This window comes from Pseudomonas sp. R37(2017) (genome assembly GCF_002113375.1).
Lineage (GTDB): Bacteria > Pseudomonadota > Gammaproteobacteria > Pseudomonadales > Pseudomonadaceae > Aquipseudomonas.
This window is the reverse complement of sequence record NZ_NEHO01000011.1, coordinates 1-20,769: the sequence shown is the minus strand read 5'-3', so window position 1 is coordinate 20,769 and position 20,769 is coordinate 1. Positions and strand designations below refer to the sequence as shown.

General features: G+C 61.8%; 17 protein-coding genes and 1 tRNA gene. 12 read left to right on the top strand and 6 right to left on the bottom strand.

Going from position 1 to position 20,769, the window contains the following annotated elements:
* Window positions 1-24 precede the first annotated feature (24 nt).
* Window positions 25-393, bottom strand: a complete 369-nt coding sequence (locus tag CAG47_RS18115) for a DUF427 domain-containing protein (protein WP_085726213.1) — start codon at window positions 391-393, stop codon at window positions 25-27.
* A gap of 261 nt (window positions 394-654) precedes the next feature.
* On the opposite strand from CAG47_RS18115, the gene CAG47_RS18110 reads away from it, so the two are divergent.
* The 3 genes from CAG47_RS18110 (at window position 655) to CAG47_RS18100 (ending at window position 4,041) form a co-directional block, all read left to right on the top strand.
* Complete coding sequence (locus CAG47_RS18110; protein WP_256577471.1) at window positions 655-2,604, top strand: DNA topoisomerase III; 1,950 nt, start codon at window positions 655-657, stop codon at window positions 2,602-2,604.
* Window positions 2,605-2,683: 79 nt separating this feature from the next.
* Window positions 2,684-3,187 carry a GNAT family N-acetyltransferase gene (locus CAG47_RS18105; RefSeq protein ID WP_085726211.1) on the top strand — a complete coding sequence of 168 codons (504 nt, stop codon included), beginning with the start codon at window positions 2,684-2,686 and terminating at the stop codon, window positions 3,185-3,187.
* A 524-nt stretch (window positions 3,188-3,711) separates the two neighbouring features.
* On the top strand, window positions 3,712-4,041 hold the full coding sequence (locus CAG47_RS18100; protein ID WP_085726210.1) for a hypothetical protein: 330 nt from the start codon (window positions 3,712-3,714) through the stop codon (window positions 4,039-4,041).
* A gap of 100 nt (window positions 4,042-4,141) precedes the next feature.
* Here CAG47_RS18100 and CAG47_RS18095 read toward each other — a convergent pair whose 3' ends face one another.
* Window positions 4,142-5,644 (bottom strand): aldehyde dehydrogenase family protein, encoded by a 1,503-nt coding sequence (locus tag CAG47_RS18095; protein WP_085726209.1) that lies wholly within the window; start codon window positions 5,642-5,644, stop codon window positions 4,142-4,144.
* A 375-nt stretch (window positions 5,645-6,019) separates the two neighbouring features.
* On the opposite strand from CAG47_RS18095, the gene CAG47_RS18090 reads away from it, so the two are divergent.
* Together CAG47_RS18090 and CAG47_RS18085 are read left to right on the top strand one after the other, a co-directional pair.
* Complete coding sequence (locus CAG47_RS18090) at window positions 6,020-6,526, top strand: DoxX family protein (protein ID WP_085726208.1); 507 nt, start codon at window positions 6,020-6,022, stop codon at window positions 6,524-6,526.
* Window positions 6,527-6,643: 117 nt separating this feature from the next.
* Window positions 6,644-7,306: a glutathione S-transferase family protein gene (locus CAG47_RS18085; protein WP_085726207.1), complete on the top strand. Its 663-nt coding sequence runs from the start codon at window positions 6,644-6,646 to the stop codon at window positions 7,304-7,306.
* A gap of 96 nt (window positions 7,307-7,402) precedes the next feature.
* Here CAG47_RS18085 and CAG47_RS18080 read toward each other — a convergent pair.
* Window positions 7,403-7,477 (bottom strand) — tRNA-Gln (locus tag CAG47_RS18080).
* 322 nt (window positions 7,478-7,799) lie between these two features.
* On the opposite strand from CAG47_RS18080, the gene CAG47_RS18075 reads away from it, so the two are divergent.
* Window positions 7,800-8,228, top strand: coding sequence for a hypothetical protein (locus CAG47_RS18075; protein WP_085726340.1), 429 nt, complete (start codon window positions 7,800-7,802; stop codon window positions 8,226-8,228).
* 137 nt (window positions 8,229-8,365) lie between these two features.
* Window positions 8,366-8,923 carry a hypothetical protein gene (locus CAG47_RS18070; protein ID WP_085726206.1) on the top strand — a complete coding sequence of 186 codons (558 nt, stop codon included), beginning with the start codon at window positions 8,366-8,368 and terminating at the stop codon, window positions 8,921-8,923.
* A 41-nt stretch (window positions 8,924-8,964) separates the two neighbouring features.
* Here CAG47_RS18070 and CAG47_RS18065 read toward each other — a convergent pair whose 3' ends face one another.
* From CAG47_RS18065 to CAG47_RS18055, 3 genes are all read right to left on the bottom strand, one after another.
* On the bottom strand, window positions 8,965-10,953 hold the full coding sequence (locus CAG47_RS18065; protein WP_085726205.1) for a U32 family peptidase: 1,989 nt from the start codon (window positions 10,951-10,953) through the stop codon (window positions 8,965-8,967).
* Between the two features lie 230 nt (window positions 10,954-11,183).
* The gene (locus CAG47_RS18060; protein ID WP_007980523.1) at window positions 11,184-11,564 is read right to left on the bottom strand and encodes a RidA family protein; all 381 of its coding nucleotides are present in this window, start codon (window positions 11,562-11,564) and stop codon (window positions 11,184-11,186) included.
* A gap of 76 nt (window positions 11,565-11,640) precedes the next feature.
* Window positions 11,641-12,435 carry an AraC family transcriptional regulator gene (locus CAG47_RS18055; RefSeq protein ID WP_143515881.1) on the bottom strand — a complete coding sequence of 265 codons (795 nt, stop codon included), beginning with the start codon at window positions 12,433-12,435 and terminating at the stop codon, window positions 11,641-11,643.
* A gap of 189 nt (window positions 12,436-12,624) precedes the next feature.
* Between CAG47_RS18055 and CAG47_RS18050 the strand changes: the two genes are divergently transcribed.
* From CAG47_RS18050 to CAG47_RS18030, 5 genes are all read left to right on the top strand, one after another.
* Window positions 12,625-14,271 carry an APC family permease gene (locus CAG47_RS18050; RefSeq protein ID WP_085726203.1) on the top strand — a complete coding sequence of 549 codons (1,647 nt, stop codon included), beginning with the start codon at window positions 12,625-12,627 and terminating at the stop codon, window positions 14,269-14,271.
* A 45-nt stretch (window positions 14,272-14,316) separates the two neighbouring features.
* On the top strand, window positions 14,317-15,243 hold the full coding sequence (locus CAG47_RS18045) for a 4-hydroxyproline epimerase (protein ID WP_085726202.1): 927 nt from the start codon (window positions 14,317-14,319) through the stop codon (window positions 15,241-15,243).
* Between the two features lie 57 nt (window positions 15,244-15,300).
* A complete protein-coding gene (locus CAG47_RS18040) occupies window positions 15,301-16,248 on the top strand; it encodes a dihydrodipicolinate synthase family protein (protein WP_085726201.1) in 948 nt (315 codons plus the stop codon).
* A gap of 173 nt (window positions 16,249-16,421) precedes the next feature.
* Window positions 16,422-17,999 (top strand): aldehyde dehydrogenase (NADP(+)), encoded by a 1,578-nt coding sequence (locus tag CAG47_RS18035; protein WP_085726200.1) that lies wholly within the window; start codon window positions 16,422-16,424, stop codon window positions 17,997-17,999.
* 3 nt (window positions 18,000-18,002) lie between these two features.
* Window positions 18,003-19,289, top strand: coding sequence for an FAD-binding oxidoreductase (locus CAG47_RS18030; protein ID WP_085726199.1), 1,287 nt, complete (start codon window positions 18,003-18,005; stop codon window positions 19,287-19,289).
* Window positions 19,290-20,769: the final 1,480 nt, after the last annotated feature.

Genomic DNA, 20,769 nt, shown 5'->3' with positions numbered 1-20,769 from the left:
AGTCCCTCGTAGCGGCGATCGACATCAAACCTCGTCGTCAAGCAGTTCGAACTTCACCTGGTCCGGATAGAACGCCAGATACCCGCGGATCTGTTCCACCGACACCTTGGGATCCTCATAACTCCACACCGCGTTGGCGCTTTCATGCCCCGGCACCTGCAAACTGAAATAACTGGCATCGCCCTTGTAGGGGCAATAGCTGGTGTGGTCGGTGCGTGCGTAATATTTTTCGTCGATATCCTCTCGCGGCACGTAGTACACCGGGGGGTAATTGGCCTCCAGCAACACCAGGGCCCGCGCCGAGGCGGCCACTTGAATACCGTGAAACTTCACCAGCAGGCAGCCAGGCTGCTCGGCGATGGTGATGACAGGACTAGGACCGGAGCTTTTCATGGAAAACGTTCCTCATGACGGTGACGGACCTGCTAATCGGTGATGATGTGGGAGCGTGGCTTGCCCGCGATGGGCTGCGCAGCAGCCCCAAAGCCTGAGACCACGATTCATCAGGTATAACCCAAGTTTCGCCCTCGCGACTGCTGCGCAGCCGAACGGGAGCGACACATAAAACTGTACATCCATACAGATAAAGATTGCTCCATCGCCCATCAACCGCCATCCTGTGCACCTCTGACACATTGATCGACGATGGTGGATATGCGGCTGTACCTCTGTGAAAAACCTTCCCAGGCCAAGGACATTGCGACGGTACTCGGCGCCAGGCGCCGGGGCGATGGCTGTTGGCTGGGCACAGACGTCACGGTGACCTGGTGCATCGGCCACCTGCTGGAAACCGCGCCACCGGATGCGTACGACGCGCGCTACAAGCGCTGGGTGCTGGCCGACCTGCCGATCATTCCGGAAAAATGGAAAATGACCGTCAAACCACGCACCGCCAGCCAGTACAAGGCGGTCAAGCGCCTGCTTGGCGAAGCGTCCGAACTGATCATTGCCACGGACGCCGACCGCGAGGGCGAAATGATCGCCCGGGAACTGGTGGAGCATTGCCGCTATCGCGGGCCGATCCGCCGGTTGTGGTTGTCGGCGCTGGACGATGCGTCAATCCGCAAGGCCCTCGCGGCACTCAAGCCGGGCAACGAAACCTTCAGCCTCTATCACTCGGCCCTGGGCCGCTCCCGGGCGGACTGGCTGATCGGCATGAACATGAGTCGGCTGTTCACCTTGCTGGGGCGGCAGTCTGGCTATCAAGGCGTGTTACCGGTGGGCCGGGTGCAAACGCCGACCCTGCGCCTGGTGGTGGATCGCGATCGCAGCATTGCCGACTTTGTACCCGTTCCCTATTGGGCCATCGATGTGCAGCTACTGCACAATGGCACCGCGTTCACCGCGCAGTGGCGCGCGGCATCCGAGTTTTGTGACGACCAGGAGCGCTGCCTGAATCAGTCGCTGGCACAACAGGCAGCCGAGGCCATGGGCGGCGCGGCCAGTGCGCGGGTGATCAAGCTGCGCACCGAACGGATGCGCGAAGTGGCCCCGCTGCCGTTCGACCTGGGCACCCTGCAGGAGGTCTGCTCGAAGAAACTCGGCCTCGGCGCCCAGGAAACCCTGGACATTGCCCAGGCGCTGTACGAAACCTACAAGGTCATCACTTATCCGCGCAGCGATTGCGGCTATTTGCCCCTCAGCCAGCACAGCGAGGCGCCGGAAATTCTGGCGGCGCTGCGCCAGGCCGATCCGGCGTTGAACGCCTTGCACGATCACCTGGACCCGCAACGACGCTCACGGGCCTGGAACGATGCCAAAGTCAGTGCCCACCACGGCATCATCCCCACCGCCGCAGCGAAGAATCTCGACAGGCTGGCGGGCAAACAGCGCGCGGTTTATACCCTGATCCGCGCCCGATACCTGGCGCAGTTCCTGCCCGATCACGAATACGATCGCACCCAGGCCGATTTCGATTGCGCAGGCCAGGCCCTGCGCGCTGTGGGCAAGCAGATCATCGAACCGGGCTGGAAACGCGCCCTGCCCGAGGCACTCGCTCCGGCCAGGGGGCGCGAAGCTCCCGCGCCGCAGACACTGCCCAACCTGGTCGAAGGCATCGAGTGCGCAGTGGCCGACGTGCGACTCAAGGACCTTTGGACGCAACCACCGAAGCCGTTCACCGAAGGCGATCTGATCAAGGCCATGAAGAACGTCGCCAAACTGGTGGAAGACCCGCTGCTCAAGCAAAAGCTCAAGGACACCACCGGCATCGGCACCGAAGCGACCCGCGCCTCGATCATCCAGGGCCTGCTCGACCGTGGTTATCTGGTCAAGAACGGCAAGGCTCTGGCCGCGACACCGGCGGCGTTCAGCCTGATCGACGCCGTGCCACGGGCCATCGCCGATCCGGGCACCACGGCGATCTGGGAGCAGGCCCTGGACATGGTGCAAAGCGGGGAAATGAGCCTGGAAGAGTTCGTCACCAAACAGGCGGCGTGGATGAGCAAGCAGGTCAGTCGCTGCGCCGGGCTGAGCCTGTCCATCAGCGGTCCGCCGCCCACCGGCAGCGCCGCGGCCGCCCCCTGGAAGAAAAAGCGCAAGGGCACTGCACGCAAACCGGCGAGCGGCACCAGGCGCAAGGCAAAACCGGCAAGCAATATTTAAACCTTGCAGTGAAACCTGTGGCGAGGGAGATACGGGCCATAATCAATCGTGTCCCCTGGCCGATCAGGAACCACTTGGTATGCCTTCGATAGAACTGCACGCAGCCCAACGCGATGAGCTGGATACCATCGAGAACCTGATGCAGTTCTACACCTACGATTTCAGCGAATGGTTGCCGCTGAAACTGGGGGAATACGGTTTCTTCGACATCCTGCCCATGCCCGACTACTGGCGAAACCCGGCCACCCGCCCCTTCCTGATCAAGGTCGACACAGAACTGGCCGGCTTCGTGACCGTGGATAACCGGACCCATCTCCCCGGTGCCGACTACAACATTGGCTATCTGTTTGTCAGCCGACGCTTTCGTGGCCGGGGCGTCGCGCGATTTGTCGTATCCACCCTCTTGAGCCGGTTCCCCGGCCAATGGCAGATTTTCCATATCGACGCGAACCAGCCGGCACGACTGTTCTGGGCCGCCGTGATGCCGGGGCTCGACATTGGCGGGCTCACCTTGCATCAGCAGGAGGTTGACCGTCATCCCTGCACCTTTTACCGCTTTGAGTGTCCGCCTCTGTCGTCTTGACCGCCCCCCCCCCCGAATCCGCGCCCTAATTCCGAACGGCTTTGTCCGACAATATGTAGTGACTAAAAATATTCACTACAAAACCGTTGACGCCTCCGATTTGCCCTTGCATGATGCAGACGTCTCCCCGATCGGGAGTACAGGCAACACGTTTGAGCAAGCTCGTCTGACCGCCGAGCTGTTTTTTCCGGATACACGCTGCCCACAAGGCAGATTGAAGAAGCTGACCTGGCCTGAACGTCCAGTACAAGGGCGAGAAGTCTTGGCGAGCAATCCTCATGAAGCTTGTGGCCGACCCTGAAAGCGTTGGCAGTGGCCTTAAGGTTTTCGCCGCTTCTCTTCGTTGTGACGCTATTGCGTAGCAGTTATTCAACACGACTACATGCAACAGACGCAGGACCCCGCCCGATAAGGCGGTCGAATGCCGACGTCCTGGTTTCGGTGCCAGGGATCAACTAACCGATGGGCTACCTGTATTAGCGAATCAACTTTGAAAGATCACCAATTGGTCAAGGGGCTTTATGATGAATCTGAACAATCAACCAACTATCGATGAACTGGCTCGTATCTTCGCTGCTAAAAAAGACAGCCTCGACAACCATATTCTCTGGATCAGCAAGTGTGGCCAGGTTCGTATCGACTGCCTGTCGCCGCATGCCCATGAGGCAGAGTTCGAGCAGAACAACCAGAACCTGCTGGCCCGCCTGAAGATGTACCGTCGCGGCCAGGGCTATGTCGGCAAGAAGGCTGCGGCCGACAAGGACTTCATCGGTAACGTTCTGCAAACCCTGAAACAGGCCTGGGCCTCGATGCAGGGTCAGAACGAAGTTCAGGTGATTGACCGGCTCTACTGATTGAATTGAGTCATCGCTGACTAATAAATAAAAAGGGCCTGCTCCTGATAAGAGCAGGCCCTTTTTTATGTTGCGAACTTCGACTCACCTGATTCAAAAGTCAGCGTTTGACGCCCAGATCGATCTGGGTCATGCGGCTACGGATGGTGAACACGCCATCACCCGAAAGAATCGCACTGCGCGCAAACAGGCGCCCGCTCTCCCAGTTCGAAAGCCCCAGTTCCGGCTTGTTCAGCGCGTACTGGCCGTCGACCCAACGAGTAATGCCATTGCCGACAAAAGGCGCATTGACCGCGTTGTAGAAACGCTCCTGAGCCTCGGCGCTTTCACTGATCAAGGACACGGTGAATTGCGGGCTGTAGCGATTGAACAAGGCAATGGCGCCGTCCAGGTCGTCGACGATCTTCAGGCTGACTTCCGGGGTTTCTTCCCACTCCCACTCGCGGCCCAATTGCTCTTCCGGCAAGGGCTCGGCCTGCGCCTCGGTCTGATAGCCTTCGGCGCGGTACACCTCGACGGATGCACTCAGCCAGTCTTGCGGCAGGTGCGACTCGCTGCCTTCGACGATGTGCAGCTTGCAGCCCTGCCCCCGTGCGGTGCCGGCTAGCTTCAATGCCTCGAGGAACAGCGGCACCAGCTCAGCGGCGCGATCGCGGTGAATCAGGCAGACGTTCAGGGTGTTGCAGACCTTGCGGTCCAGGGAATTGCGCACCACGGCGGCAAAGCGCCGGGCATCGGCATCGGCGTTGGCGATCAGCCACGCGCCACCGGTGCCGTGCAGGCTGACCGCCGTGCCGGCCTGTTGCGCGATGCTGCCCAACTGACTGACCGCGCGTCCCGAACCACGGGCCACCGCCAGTGACAGGCGCCGGTCAGCGAACATTGCCCAACCGGCGGCGTGGTTGACGCTTTCCACCAGCGACACCGCACCGGCCGGCAAGCCGGCGTCGGCCAGTGCCGGGTTCAGTGCGTGGGTAACGATCGCCTGGGCCGTGCCCAACGCATCACTGCCGATGCGCAGCACCGCCGTGTTGCCGGTGCGCAACACCCCGGCCGCATCGGCAAATACATTCGGCCGACCTTCGAAGACGAACGCGACGATGCCCAGCGGCGAGACCACTTGCTCGACTTTCCAGCCATCGTGCTCGACGCAACTGATCACCTTGCCTCGGCTGGCCGCTGCATCACGCCAGGCGCGCAGGCCGGCGATCATGTCGCGACGCATGCGCTCATCGGCGAGCAGGCGGGTGGTCGAGCGACCGCGCGCCTTGGCCCGCTCGATGTCCGCCAGGTTGGCGGCCTCGATCAGCGACCAACACTCCGGGGTTTCCAGGCGCTGGGCAAACAGGTCGAAAAAGGCGCTGATGGCTTGATCGGAAACCGCCGACAGCGCGGTAAACGCCGCCTGGGCGCGCTCGATCGCGACGTTGGCCGCCTGCTGGTCCGCCACGGGGATCAACAGCAACTCGCCGCTGACCTGCTCCACCAGCAGGTGGTCGCCGGGCTGGAAGCGTTGCGCCAGTTCGGGGCTGACGACAGTGACACGGTTGCCGGCGAAAGGAATGGGCGTGCCAGCGACTAGACGTTCGAGCGCAAGAGACATGAAGCGGTTACACCATGCAATGGGCGGCCGGAAAATGTATAGCAATTTCCCTGTAGGAGCGAGCCTGCTCGCGATGGCGGAGTGTCAGGCGCTATTGATGTTGGGTGGAACGCCCTCTTCGCGAGCAAGTCGGATCGCCGCACCGCCGCTCCCACCCTGGTTGTGCATTGGATGAAAAATCTCATGGTCACGTATCTCAATGTATACAGCCCCGCCCCTGACACATCCCACACTCAAAACCCCCGCCACGACGACACACCGCAGATACACCCCACTGATCAAATTCGCCTGTCGATTGGCCAAGCCGTTCGAAGCGCTCAACTCACGGGGCATGCCGTTGTCCCCGTATCCCTGACCTGAAAGAGATCAACGCCCATGAGCACCTCCATTTCTTCGGCCGTCAAAGGCCTGCACCTGAACCTCGACCGTGCCGGCGACTGGGTTGCACCCCTGGCGCTGCGGGCGTTCCTCGCCTGGGAATTCCTTGAGTCCGGCCTGGAGAAATTCAACGGGCAGAACTGGTTCGCCGATATCCAGCAACGCTTCCCGTTTCCCTTCGACCACCTTCCAGCGACCCTGAACTGGGAACTGTCGATGTGGGCCGAACTGGTCTTTTCCATGACCTTGCTGCTGGGCCTGGGCACGCGTTTTTCGGCGTTGAGCCTGATGGTGGTGACACTCGTCGCCACCGCCGCCATCCATTGGCCCGCCGACTGGCACACCCTGAGCGAACTTGCCCAGGGCTATGCCATCAGCAACAAGGGTTACGGCAACTTCAAGCTGCCTTTGATCTACCTTGTAGCCTTCATGCCGCTGTTGCTGTCCGGTGGCGGCAAGCTCAGCATCGATGCGCTGTTGGCTCGCTACTTCTGGCGTCGCTGAAAGGAAATCGGCAACGCGGCTTGGATTGCAACGCAAGTCCCCCGGATGGAGCGCCTCGCGCTCTGGCCGATGGCGACCGATAATGAAGTGGTTTGCATCTCACCGAGGACTTGAAGGATGTCGCTGACTCTTTATTTCCATCCGCTCTCGTCGTTCTGCCACAAAGCACTGATCGCGCTCTATGAACTGGATATCGAGTTTGAAAAACGGATCATCGACCTGGGCAACGACGCCGACCGGGCCGAGCTTCAAGCGCTGTGGCCGATCGGCAAGTTCCCGGTGCTGCGCGATCACGCCCGGCAAAAAGATGTACCGGAGTCGAGCGTGATCATTGAATATCTGGACCACCTGCATGGCGGACAGGCGCAGTTGATTCCGCACGATTGGGAGGCCGCCCTGGAAGTACGACTGTGGGATCGCTTTTTCGACCTTCACGTGCAGGTGCCGATGCAGAAGATCGTCGCTGACCGAATAAATGCCGCAAACAGCGACCTGAGCCGCGAACGGGCAGCGCTGACAACCGCGTACGGCATGCTTGAACGTCATCTGACGGCAAGAACCTGGGTGGCCAGCCGGGCGTTCAGCATGGCCGATTGCGCCGCCGCCCCGGCGCTCTTCTACGCCAGTACCCTCGTACCCTTTGCCGACGATCATCGCCACTTGAGCGCTTATTTCGACAGGTTGACCCACAGACCCTCGGTCGCGCGAGTCATCGACGAGGCAAGGCCCTGGTTTTCCTGGTATCCGTTTGCCGAGGCCATCCCGGAGCGGTTTCGGTAGTGACAACGGACAACTGGGGAACGGGACGCAAAAAAACAGCGAGTCGACGAATAATGGCCGTCGGTCGAATGTTATCTGATTGCGCGGGAAGAAAAATGGCAGGGGCGGCTGGATTCGAACCAACGCATGGCAGGATCAAAACCTGCTGCCTTACCGCTTGGCGACGCCCCTGTATCTGTTGCGATGAGTGCCTGGCACTCGCTTGCTGGAGTGGCAACAAACGCGGTTGCCTGCTTGCGTGACAGGCTCCCTGAGGGCCTGTGCAAGAATGGGCCGCAATTTACCAACTTTTTTCTCGCCTGGGAAGCCCCTTTAAAAGAATTTGTTTTTTTAAAACAGACGCTTAGTGCCGAGTCGAATCCTGGAGGAGCGATCAGCGCACGTTCAGCCCGACCTCGTCTGCTACGCTTTTTCATTAAGGAATGAAGTCGGAAATCGAATGCGCACCCCCTTCCTTTGCCATTTGAGGGCGCCAAATGTGAAAGGCAAATTGATGGGCACCTTTGCAACGCTGCTGGTGGTCGGGGCTGCGATTTATGGGCTCAACACCTGGGAGCACATCCAGAGCCAGCGACAGGAAGCTGTCTGCAAGGCCGCCCGGGAGCATCTCAACGGCCTGGAAACCCAGGCGCGGGCCATGGCTTCCGGGTTGACGGTCGAAGCCTATGCCGAAGCCGAAAAAGCCGAGGCCGGCCAGTTGGTCCTGGCACTTGATACGGCCAAGGATGAAGCCGAGGTCAATGCCGTCATCGACAAGCACGCCGCCGCCATCGAAGCGCAGATATCAGCCGAAGATGCAGAAGTGCAGTCCCGGGGCGATCAACCCTTCCTCGGCCAGGAACTCAAGAAGCAACGCATCCCCACCGACATCAAACAGGAATTCAAACGGGCCGAAAAAGCCGTCGCCGACACCTGTGGATAGTGTCGAGCGCCAACTCCAGGTTTGTCGCCAGCGTCTAGACTCCAGCACAAGCCCATAGCAAACAGACTCCGCGTTTATAACAAGAAAACGACTGAAAACGAGGAGGCCCGACTTTGAAAACACCCATCCTCTGCGCCATGGCAAGCCTGCTGGTGTCGGTCGCGGCGTCTGCCAACTGCGTCATTCCTGTTCTCGAACTGGACTTCACACGGTCGGCGACGCAAACCCTGAAAACAATCGGCATCAACGACGCGTGCATCATCGGTGCCTCAAACCCCGTTTCGTTCACTTATTGCCGGGAAGGATCGACGACACTCTGGAAGTATCAGGCATTGGACCTGGAACAAATGGCGCAGATGCCCAGTGACGCCAAGCAGCCCTCGACAATCTACCAGCCCATTACTGTCCTCGAGTTCGATAGCGCGATCTGTGAGCACGAGAACAGCCTGGCCGCCACTAAAAAACCGGCAACGATACGCTGGCTGATCCTCGGCCTGATGGCCATGTCCCTGCTGATCGGCTTGCGCTACAGCTATCGGGCCATACTGCAGCGCCGCCGGAACGCCGCCACGTACTCGCAACCCGATGAGCCAGCGCCAAGCGAATTTCAGGCAACCGTACAAACGAAAGCCCTGGCAGCGCTTGGCTTCGCCGTTGCCGTGGCCGTCGTCTACTTCAACTACAGTGGGTTTTGAACAACAGGTGAGCGCGCCGTTGCAGCGCGCTCACCGGTCACTCAGTGCGGTGCGCGCGGGATGGTCTTGAGCAGGTCTTCGGGGCTGATGTGCCCGACCACGCTTCCCGGCTGCGGCTGGTTGAGGATGTGGCCCTTCATCTTGCCGATGATGTGCATCTCGCAAGGCTTGCAGTCGAACTTCAACGTCAGCACTTCATCGCCGTGAATCAGTTGCATCGGCGCGACCTTGGTACGCACGCCGGTGACACCCTTGGCCTGTTTCGGGCACAGGTTGAAGGAGAAACGCAGGCAGTGCTTGGTGATCATCACCGGCACTTCGCCCGGCTCTTCATGGGCCTCATACGCCGCATCGATCAGCTTGACGCCATGGCGGTGATAGAAGTCGCGGGCCTTCTGGTTGTAGACGTTGGCCAGGAACGACAGGTGCGAGTCCGGGTATACCGGCGGCGGCGTGGTTTCGGCTTTACGGCCGCCACGCGGGTGCGCGGCGATCCGCGCCTGGGTCAAGGCTTCAATGACTTCACGGCGCAAGGCCTTGAGCTGCGAGTTCGGAATGAAGTATGCCTGCGGCGCGTCCAGCTTGATGTCGATGGCATGGTACTGCGTGGTGCCCAACTGGCCGAGCAGGTCCTGCAATTGCTCCAGCGCCTGTTCCGGCTTGTTGGCGGTGCCGAACGGGCCAGCCAGGGCGACGCTGGCGCTGATGCCCTCTTCACTGGTGGCGGTCAGTTCGAGCTGGTCTTCACGCAGGCGAACGACCCAGCTCAAGGCGATGCGACGCTCGGCGGAGGTTTTCAGCAGGGCCTGTTGCCAGTTGTGGTCCAGATTGCGGTTCAACGGATGGTTGGGGCGCAGCTTGTACATCCCCTCCGGCATCTCATTGGGCTCGACGCGATAGCGATAGCGCTTCTCGCCCTCTTCCTCGAACTCGCCTTTGGCTTCGGCGACGTTGGCGCGGAAACCCACCACTTCACGCTTGACCAGCACGTTGAGACCGTCGCCGTTGGACAGCGGTTCATGGGTGACGACCTGCATGTCACGCTTGCCGACTTTCTCCACCACACCAACCGGCAGACCGGTGAAGGTCGGCGAGTCGAAGGCGCCGATATCGATCTTGCGGTCAGTGACGAAGTAATCGGTGCTGCCACGGTGGAACGTTTTTTCCGGGTCGGGCAGGAAGAAGTGCGCGGTGCGACCGCTGGAAGCACGGGCCAGATCCGGACGGTCCTCGAGCACGGCGTCGAGGCGCTGGCGGTAGTAGGCCGTGATGTTTTTCACATAGCCCATGTCCTTGTAGCGGCCCTCGATCTTGAACGAACGCACGCCGGCCTCGACCAGGGCGCGGATGTTGGCGCTCTGGTTGTTGTCCTTCATCGACAGCAGGTGCTTTTCGTAAGCGATCACGCCACCCTTTTCGTCCTTGAGGGTGTAAGGCAGACGGCAAGCCTGGGAGCAGTCGCCACGGTTGGCGCTGCGCCCGGTCTGCGCGTGGGAAATGTTGCACTGGCCGGAAAACGCCACGCACAACGCGCCATGGATAAAGAACTCGATGGCCGCATCGGTTTCGTCGGCGATGGCGCGGATCTCTTTGAGGTTCAGCTCGCGGGCCAGCACCAGTTGCGAGAAGCCGGCCTGATCGAGGAACTTCGCCCGCTCCAGGGTGCGGATGTCGGTCTGGGTACTGGCATGCAGTTCGATCGGCGGAATGTCCAGCTCCATCACACCCAGGTCCTGGACGATCAGCGCATCGACGCCGGCGTCGTACAACTGGTGGATCAGCTTGCGGGCCGGTTCCAGTTCGTTGTCGTGCAGGATCGTATTGATGGTGGTGAACACACGCGCATGGTAGCGATGGGCAAATTCCACCAATTGGGCGATATCGCTCACTTCGTTGCAGGCATTGTGGCGAGCCCCGAAGCTCGGACCACCAATGTAGATGGCATCGGCGCCATGCAGGATGGCCTCGCGGGCGATGTCGACATCGCGTGCGGGGCTGAGCAGTTCCAGGTGATGTTTGGGCAAAGACATAGTTTTTTAGTCAGGCTTGTCACGGTCGAGCCGTGCATTGTACCGGCGAAACGCCTGACCGGCACCCGTGCGCTGCCCGATGGCGCATTGAGTAGATCTGGCCTGCCTGAATCCCTGTAGGAGCGAGCATGCTCGCGATGGCGGTGTATCAGTCAGAATCAATGTTGACTGACCCGCCGCTATCGCGAGCATGCTCGCTCCTACAGGGTTGTGCGCAGGCCTGGCGCAGATCAGGCCTTGGCCGCCATCGCAGTCACTTCCACGCGCATGCCTTCAACCGCCAGGGACGCCACGCCTACGGCGGCGCGCACCGGCCACGGTTTGGCGAAGTAACGCTTGTAGACCTCGTTGAACGCGGCGCGGTCGGCCATGTCGGTGAGGTAGATGGTCAGGTGCATGACGCGGTCCATGGAACTGCCGGCACGCTCCAGCGCGACTTTCAGCGCTTGCAGGGTGCATTCGCTTTGCAGGGTGATGTCGCCCAGTTCCAGGCTGCCGTCGGCGCGGGTGGGGATCTGGGTGGAGACCAGCACACCGCCGAAACCGACGACGTCGGAGGAAATCGAATCGGCATCGAGGTCGGGGGTAAAGGTCAGGTCGTGGTTTGCCATGGGAGCTCTCTTGCTTGAAGTGGTGAGGCAGGTGCCTGGTGCGCCGCCAGTCTACAGGGCCGTGCCCGGCGCGTCGCTAATCCAGAGCGGACGGTGGCTCGTGACCGGTGGCCTGGCGGTACTGGCGCGGAGTGAAACCGGTCAGGGCCTTGAACTGTCGGGTGAACGCGCTGTGGTCGGTATAGCCGCATTGCAGGGCGACCTCGGTGATGGGCACATCGGTATGGAGCAACCGATGCGCATGCTCCAGGCGAACCTTCTGGATCATCTGCCGGGGCGTCAGGTGGAACACACGCTTGCAGTAGCGTTCCAGTTGCGCCACTGAAATCCCGGCGATGCGCGTCAACTCGCCGAGGGTAATGCGACGGTGGAAATGCGCGCGAATGTGTTCGTCCACCGCCGCCAGGCGCTGGTACGCCGGGTGGGTATCGCTGGCCGATTGCAGGTCGACCGAGATACCCACCAGACCGATGATTTCATTGTGGCGGTTATACAACGGTCGTTTATGGGTCAGGCACCAGCCCGGCTCGCGACTGCCGTACAGATGCAACTCCAGCTGGTCTTCCAGCACCAGGCCCTGCTCCAGCACCCGCCTGTCCTGCTCGGTATAGCCAGGCCCCAATTGCTCGGGAAACACCTCGGCGCTGGTTTTCCCCAGCAGCGGTTGCAGTTGCTTCAAACCGCAGCGCTGCACCAGCGTGCGATTGGCCATGACATAGCGCGCCTGCACATCCTTGATGAAGATCGCCGCATTGGGAATGACATCGAGCATGGGCAGCAAAAGCGCCACACCGGCCAGCAGGTGCTCGATGGATTCGGGGCGGTTCGAGTCGTCGCCCTGGCACATCAACGCAAACGCATCCTGAGTCACGTACCCATCCCTCGCAAAAATCAGACATTGCCCATTGTGCTGATTTCGTCATCGACACCCAAGGAAAACATCAATCGCAAGCACGCCGCCAAGTTCACTCTATGGCCACCGCCCTCCTCGGCAAAAGCGAAAAGGGGGCGACTTGAAGTGCACACCTGCCTATCCAATAACTCACAAGAAGGCGATGTAATGTCAGGCCAAGGCAAGTTCAAAAAACAACTTTCATTGATAGACCTTACGTTTATCGGACTGGGGGCTATCTTCGGCTCCGGCTGGCTGTTCGCAGCCAGTCACGTGTCCGCCATCGCCGGGCCGGCGGGGATTTTTTCCTGGCTGCTGGGCGGTTTTGCGGTGCTGCTGCTGGGCATCGTCTACTGCGAGCTCGGCGCGGCACTGCCCCGCGCCGGCGGTGTGATTCGCTACCCGGTCTACTCCCACGGCCCGCTGCTGGGTTACCTGATGGGCTTTATCACGCTGATCGCGTTTTCCAGCCTGGTCGCCATCGAAGTGGTCGCCGCGCGCCAGTATGCCGCTGCGTGGTTTCCCGCATTGACCCAGGCCGGATCCAGCAATCCGACGGCGCTTGGCTGGCTGGTTCAGTTCGGCCTGCTGTGCCTGTTCTTCATGCTCAACTACTACAGCGTGAAAACGTTCGCCAAGGCCAACAACCTGATCAGCATGTTCAAGTTCATCGTGCCGTTGCTGGTCATTGGCGTGCTGTTCACTTTCTTCAAACCGCAGAACTTCCAGTCCCAGGGCTTCATGCCGTTCGGGCTGTCCGGTGTCGAGATGGCGGTGTCCGCCGGCGGCATTATCTTCGCCTACCTGGGGCTGACACCGATCATCTCGGTGGCCAGCGAAGTAAAGAATCCGCAACGCACCATCCCGATTGCCCTGATCCTCTCCGTACTGCTGTCCACCGCGATCTATGTGTTGCTGCAAGTGGCATTCCTCGGCGGCGTGCCCACCGAAATGCTCGCCAACGGTTGGGCCGGCGTCTCCAAGGCACTCGCCCTGCCTTACCGCGACATCGCCCTGGCCCTTGGTGTGGGTTGGCTGGCGTATCTGGTGGTGGCCGACGCGGTGATCTCTCCCAGCGGTTGCGGCAACATCTACATGAACGCCACCCCGCGGGTGATCTATGGCTGGGCGCAGACCGGTACGTTCTTCAAGGTCTTCACCCGCATTGACGAAAAGTCCGGCATCCCGCGTCCGGCGCTGTGGCTGACCTTTGCCCTGTCGGTGTTCTGGACCCTGCCCTTCCCTTCGTGGGAAGCCCTGATCAACGTGGTCTCCGCCGCGCTGGTATTGAGCTACGCCGTGGCCCCGGTGTCGGTGGCCGCCCTGCGTCGCAATGCACCCGACATGCCGCGCCCGTTCAAGGTCAAGCGCATGGCTGTCCTCGGTCCGGTGTCGTTCATCATCGCCGCGCTGATCGTCTACTGGTCCGGCTGGAGCACTGTGTCCTGGCTGCTCGGCCTGCAGATCCTGATGTTCGTGGTGTACCTGCTGTGCGGACGCTTCGTGCCGACCCAACACCTGAGCCTGGCCCGGCAAGTGCGCTCTTCGGCATGGCTGATCGGCTTCTACGCCGTGACCATCGTGCTGTCCTGGCTCGGCAGTTTCGGCGGCATGGGCGTGCTCACCCATCCTTTCGACACCCTGGCCGTGGCGGCCTGCGCCATGGGCATCTACTACTGGGGCGCGGCCACCGGCGTGCCGGCGCATCTGGTTCGCCTGGAAGACGACGACGGTGAAGCTGAAGCCGATCCCGTCTACAGCGGCACGACCACAAGACAGCGTCCGATCGGTGTGGTCGCCCAGACCTCTCGCTGACATTCAGGCCTGCAAAGCCTGCGAACTACTCTAATGGGAAGGTTTATGAAAAAAGTACATGTCATTGATTCCCACACCGGCGGCGAACCGACTCGCCTGGTGATGTCGGGCCTGCCCCAGTTGTCCGGCCGGACCATGGCCGAGAAGCGCGATTCCCTGCGCGAACAGCATGACCAATGGCGTCGCGCCTGCCTGCTGGAACCCCGTGGCAACGATGTGCTGGTGGGTGCGCTGTATTGCGAACCGGTGTCGCCGGATGCCACCTGCGGCGTGATCTTCTTCAACAACGCCGGTTACCTCGGCATGTGCGGACACGGCACCATCGGCCTGGTCAATTCGCTGCATCACCTGGGGCATATCCAGCCTGGCGAGCACAAGATCGATACGCCGGTGGGTCCGGTCAGCGCCACGCTGCACGAGGACGGCAATGTCACTCTGCGCAACGTGCCCGCCTACCGCTACCGCAAACAGGTTGCGGTCGAAGTGCCGGGACATGGCCGCGTATACGGTGACATCGCCTGGGGCGGCAACTGGTTTTTCCTGGTGTCCGACCACGGCCAGGCCTTGCAGATGGACAACGTCGAGTTCCTCACCGAATACACCTGGGCAATGCTCAAGGCACTTGAGGCCCAAGGCATCCAGGGTGAAGACGGCGCGCTGATCGACCACATCGAACTGTTTGCCGAAGACGACCACGCCGACAGCCGCAACTTCGTCATGTGCCCCGGCAAGGCCTACGACCGCTCGCCCTGCGGGACTGGCACCAGCGCCAAGCTCGCGTGCCTGGCGGCCGACGGAAAACTGGCCGCCGGTGAACGCTGGGTCCAGGCCAGCATCACCGCCAGCCAGTTCGTCGGCCGCTATGAATGGCAAGGCGAACGCATCATCCCTTTCATCACCGGCCGCGCCTACATGACCGCCGACAGCACCTTGCTGATCGACGAACAAGACCCCTTTGCGTGGGGCATTTGAGCCCCGCGCCTGTTAACCAACCCGATCTGAATGAACGCTTCCAGGAGTGACGACAACATGAGCGACAACATTTTCACTGGCTGCATCCCTGCACTGATGACTCCATGCACCGCCGAGCGCAAGCCGGACTTCGACGCGCTGGTGGCCAAGGGTCGCGAGCTGATCGACATCGGCATGAGCGCGGTGGTGTATTGCGGCTCCATGGGCGACTGGCCGCTGCTGACCGAGGCCGAACGTCAGGAAGGCGTGGCGCGCCTGGTGGCCGCCGGCGTTCCGACCATCGTCGGCACCGGTGCGGTCAACAGCCGCGAGGCGGTTTCCCATGCGGCACACGCGGCTAAAGTCGGCGCCCATGGCTTGATGGTCATCCCGCGCGTGCTGTCCCGCGGCGCTTCGGCCACCGCGCAAAAAGCCCACTTCGCCGCGATCCTCGAAGCCGCTCCAGGCCTGCCGGCGGTGATCTACAACAGCCCTTACTACGGCTTCGCCACCCGCGCCGACCTGTTCTTCGAACTGCGTCGCGAGTACCCGAACCTGATCGGCTTCAAGGAATTCGGCGGTGCCGCCGACATGCGCTACGCCGCCGAACACATCACCTCCAGGGACGATGACGTGACCCTGATGGTCGGTGTCGACACCCAGGTGGTGCATGGTTTCGTCAACTGCAACGCCACCGGTGCCATCACCGGCATCGGCAACGCACTGCCGCGCGAAGTGTTGCGCCTGGTGGCCTTGAGCAAACAAGCGGCCAAGGGCGATGCCAAGGCGCGTCGCCAGGCCCGGGAGCTGGAATCCGCACTCGCGGTGCTGTCGTCCTTCGATGAGGGCTGCGACCTGGTGCTCTATTACAAGCACCTGATGGTGCTCAATGGCGACAAGGAATACAGCCTGCACTTCAACGAGACCGATGCGCTCAGCGATGCCCAGCGTCGTTATGCCGAGAACCAGTACGCGCTGTTCCGCCAGTGGTACGAGCAATGGTCGGCCGAGCAGAACTTCGCCTGATTCAGCCAACACAGCGGCGTGCCAGGTTGCGTAATGCCGATCAGTTAACGAGCTAAACCTGTGGGAGCGAGCTTGCTCCCACAAGGATTGCGGCGTTCAACTGATCAGCATTAGCCAATGCGCGCCGCTTTTATTTTCGCCAACGCCCTACTCTCTTTTTTTCAGGTACGACCATGACACTGACAGGCAACATGCTGATCGGCCAGCAGGCCATCACCGGTAACCGCGAAGCGATTCGCGGCATTGATCCGGCCACCAATCTTGCACTTGAACCGGCTTACCGCGGTGGCGGCAGCGAGCACGTCGAACAGGCCTGCGCCCTGGCGTGGACTGCCCTGGACAGCTTTCGCGCGACGTCCCTGGAGGCCCGCGCCGAATTCCTCGAAACCATCGCCAGCGAAATCGAAGCCCTCGGCGACGAATTGATCGATCGCGCCGTGGCCGAGACCGGTCTGCCGCGTGCGCGCATCCAGGGTGAACGGGGCCGCACCTGCCAGCAACTGCGCACCTTTGCCCGTACCGTGCGCGCCGGCGAATGGCTGGATGTGCGGGTCGACTCCGCACTGCCGGAGCGTCAACCCCTGCCTCGCCCGGACCTGCGTCAGCGTCAGGTGCCGCTCGGCCCGGTGGCGGTGTTCGGTGCCAGCAACTTTCCCCTGGCCTTCTCGGTGGCCGGCGGTGACACCGCCTCGGCGCTGGCTGCCGGCTGCCCGGTGATCGTCAAGGCCCATGGCGCGCATCCGGGCACCAGCGAACTGGTCGGCCGAGCCGTGGCCCGTGCGGTCAAACTGTGCGGGCTACACGAAGGCGTGTTCTCGCTGCTGTACGGCTCCGGCCGCGAAGTGGGCATCGCCCTGGTCACCGATCCGCGCATCAAGGCCGTGGGTTTCACCGGCTCGCGCAGCGGCGGCATCGCCCTGTGCAACGCAGCCCAGGCGCGTCCCGAGCCAATCCCGGTGTACGCGGAAATGAGCTCGATCAATCCCGTGCTACTGTTCCCGGCAGCCCTGCAATCGCGCGCCGAAGCGCTGGCGCAAGGCTTCGTCGCCTCCCTCACCCAGGGCGCCGGCCAGTTCTGCACCAACCCGGGTCTGGTAATTGCCCGCCAGGGCCCTGACCTTGAGCGCTTCATCCAGTCGGCTGCGCAACTGCTACAGCGCAGCCCGGCGCAGACCATGCTCACCCCCGGCATTTTCAACGCCTACGAGGCTGGCGTCGGTGCGCTGGCCGAGCATGCCCACGCGCAAACAGTGGCTGTCGGCCTCAAAGGCGAAACGCCTAACCAGTGCCAGGCCCACCTGTTCGTCACCCGGGCCAGCGAGTTTCTCGCCAACCCGGCGTTGCAGGCGGAAATGTTCGGTGCGGCATCACTGGTCGTGCAATGTGCCAGCGACGAGCAGATTCGCCAGGTCATCGAACACCTCGAAGGCCAGTTGACCGCCACCCTGCACCTGGACGATGGCGACGTGGAGAGCGCCAGGGCGTTGCTGCCGATCCTCGAGCGCAAGGCCGGGCGCCTGTTGGTCAATGGCTGGCCGACCGGGGTCGAAGTGTGCGATGCCATGGTCCATGGCGGCCCGTTCCCGGCGACTTCCGATGCGCGCAGCACCTCGGTCGGCACCGCCGCCATCCTGCGTTTCCTGCGCCCGGTCTGCTATCAGGACTTCCCGGACGCCTTGCTGCCGGCCGCGCTCAAGCACGGCAACCCGTTGCAGTTGCGTCGCCTGCTCGACGGCCAGAGGGAAGCCTAGGCCATGTCCAACCAATCCCATTTCAACCCTCCCCACGCAGCGGCGGACGTTGCCGTGATCGGCGCCGGGATCATCGGCGTCGCCAGCGCCCTGCGCCTGGCCCGTCAGGGCCGGCGGGTGGTGGTGATCGATCAGCAGGAACCCGGTCGTGGCGCCTCGTTCGGCAATGCCGGGCACCTCGCCACGGAGCAGGTGTTCCCCATCGCCGACCTGTCGATCCTCAAACGCCTGCCCGCCATGCTCCTGGACCCGATGGGCCCGCTGCGCCTGGACTGGAAATACATGCCCCGGGCCCTGCCCTGGTTCGCACGCCTGTTGCTGAACCTGCGTCCGGCACCGTTCCAGCGCACCGTGGCCGGCATCCGTGCGCTCAATGAAAGCAGCCTGGGTGCCTGGCACCGGTTGCTGGAGACCATCGACCGTCCAGGGTTGATGAAAGAAGACGGTTCGCTGCTGGTGTTCGAGCGTCCCGATTCGCAGCAGGCGATCGAAGCGCTACAGTCGCGCATGCGCCAGCAGCAGGTTCCGGTGGACTTCTGGCAGGCCAGGGCCGTCCGCGATGTGGCGCCGCAACTCAGCGAACAGATTCGCGGTGGTTTGTTTTTCCCGCGCACCGGGCATTTTCTCGATCCCTTCCGGGTGGTCGGTGAACTGGTCCACGCAGCCAAAAGCAGCGGCGTGCAGTTCCTCAAGCAGCGGGTCGAGGGCGGGCAACTGGATGAACACGGCGTGTCGTTGGTCACCGATCAAGGCCGTTTCAGCAGCCGCCAGGTATTGATTGCCTGTGGTGCCCATTCGGCGAAGCTCACCGCCGCGCTGACCGGCAAGAAGGTGCCGCTGGATACCGAACGCGGCTATCACCTGATGCTGCCCCACGAACACGAGCGCCTGCCGTTTGCCGTCACCTCACTGGAGCGCAAGTTCATCATGACGCCAATGAGCGAGGGTCTGCGACTGGCCGGTACCGTTGAATTCGCAGGCCTGGAATGCCCGCCGACCATGGAACGCGCCTGGCAGTTGCACCGCCTGAGCAAAGGCCTGTTCAAGCAAGATCTGAGTGCCGAAGCAGCGACACCCTGGATGGGTTTCCGCCCCTCCCTGCCCGACTCCCTGCCGATCATCGACCGGGTGTGCGACGGCAAGGTCCTGCTCGCCTTCGGCCATCAGCATCTGGGATTGACCCAGGCCGCGGTCACGGCAGAAATGATTGCACAAATGGCCACCCCGTTGACCGGCACCCAGCCCCACAGCCTGCCGGCGACTGCGCCGTACAGGCTGGATCGTTTCTGACGTTGCCACAGCAGTGAGTCGGTACGCGCCCCTGTAGGAGCGAGCATGCTCGCGATGGACTCAAGAACGCCGCGTCTGGCCAGTAAGCCCGCGTTTTCGTTAACGACCATCGCGAGCGTGCTCGCTCCTACAGTCGACCCTGTTTTCTTGGGTGAACAGCACCAGGCCAACACGGGAGACACACGTCGCCATAGCCGTGAGCCGCTACGCGTCCCCCTGTAGGAGCGAGCAAGCTCGCGATGGACTCAAGAACGCCGGGTCTAGCCAGTAAGCCCGCGTTATCGTTAACGACCATCGCGAGCGTGCTCGCTCCTACAGTCGACCCTGTTTTCTTGGGTGAACAGCACCAGGCGAACGCGGGAGACACACGTCGCCATAGCCGTGAGCCGGTACGCGTCCCCTGTAGGAGCGAGCATGCTCGCGATGGACTCAAGAACGCCGCGTCTATCCAGTAAGCCCGCGTTATCGTTAACGACCATCGCGAGCGTGCTCGCTCCTACAGTCGACCCTGTTTACTTGTGTGAACAGCACCAGGCGAACACAGGAGACACACGTCGCCATAGCCGTGAGCCGCTACGCGTCCCCCTGTAGGAGCGAGCAAGCTCGCGATGGACTCAAGAACGCCGCGTCTGGCCAGTAAGCCCGCGTTTTCGTTAACGACCATCGCGAGCGTGCTCGCTCCTACAGTCGACCCTGTTTTCTTGGGTGAACAGCACCAGGCCAACACGGGAGACACACGTCGCCATAGCCGTGAGCCGCTACGCGTCCCCCTGTAGGAGCGAGCAAGCTCGCGATGGACTCAAGAACGCCGGGTCTAGCCAGTAAGCCCGCGTTATCGTTAACGACCATCGCGAGCGTGCTCGCTCCTACAGTCGACCCTGTTTTCTTGGGTGAACAGCACCAGGCGAACGCGGGAGACACACGTCGCCATAGCCGTGAGCCGGTACGCGTCCCCTGTAGGAGCGAGCATGCTCGCGATGGACTCAAGAACGCCGCGTCTATCCAGTAAGCCCGCGTTATCGTTAACGACCATCGCGAGCGTGCTCGCTCCTACAGTCGACCCTGTTTACTTGTGTGAACAGCACCAGGCGAACACAGGAGACACACGTCGCCATAGCCGTGAGCCGCTACGCGTCCCCCTGTAGGAGCGAGCAAGCTCGCGATGGACTCAAGAACGCCGCGTCTAGCCAGTAAGCCCGCGTTTTCGTTAACGACCATCGCGAGCGTGCTCGCTCCTACAGTCGACCCTGTTTTCTTGGCTGAACTGCACCAGGCGAACGCGGGAGACACACGTCGCCATAGCCGTGAGCCGCTACGCGTCCCCTGTAGGAGCGAGCATGAACTGGCCTAATGATCCCGGACACCTCTTAAGGGCGATATGATTCGCCCAATCAGGAGGTTCCATGCAAGAGCGAAAGACCTATACCCGCGAGTTCAAGCAACGTGCTGCCAGCATGGTTCTTGATGACAACTGCTCGAT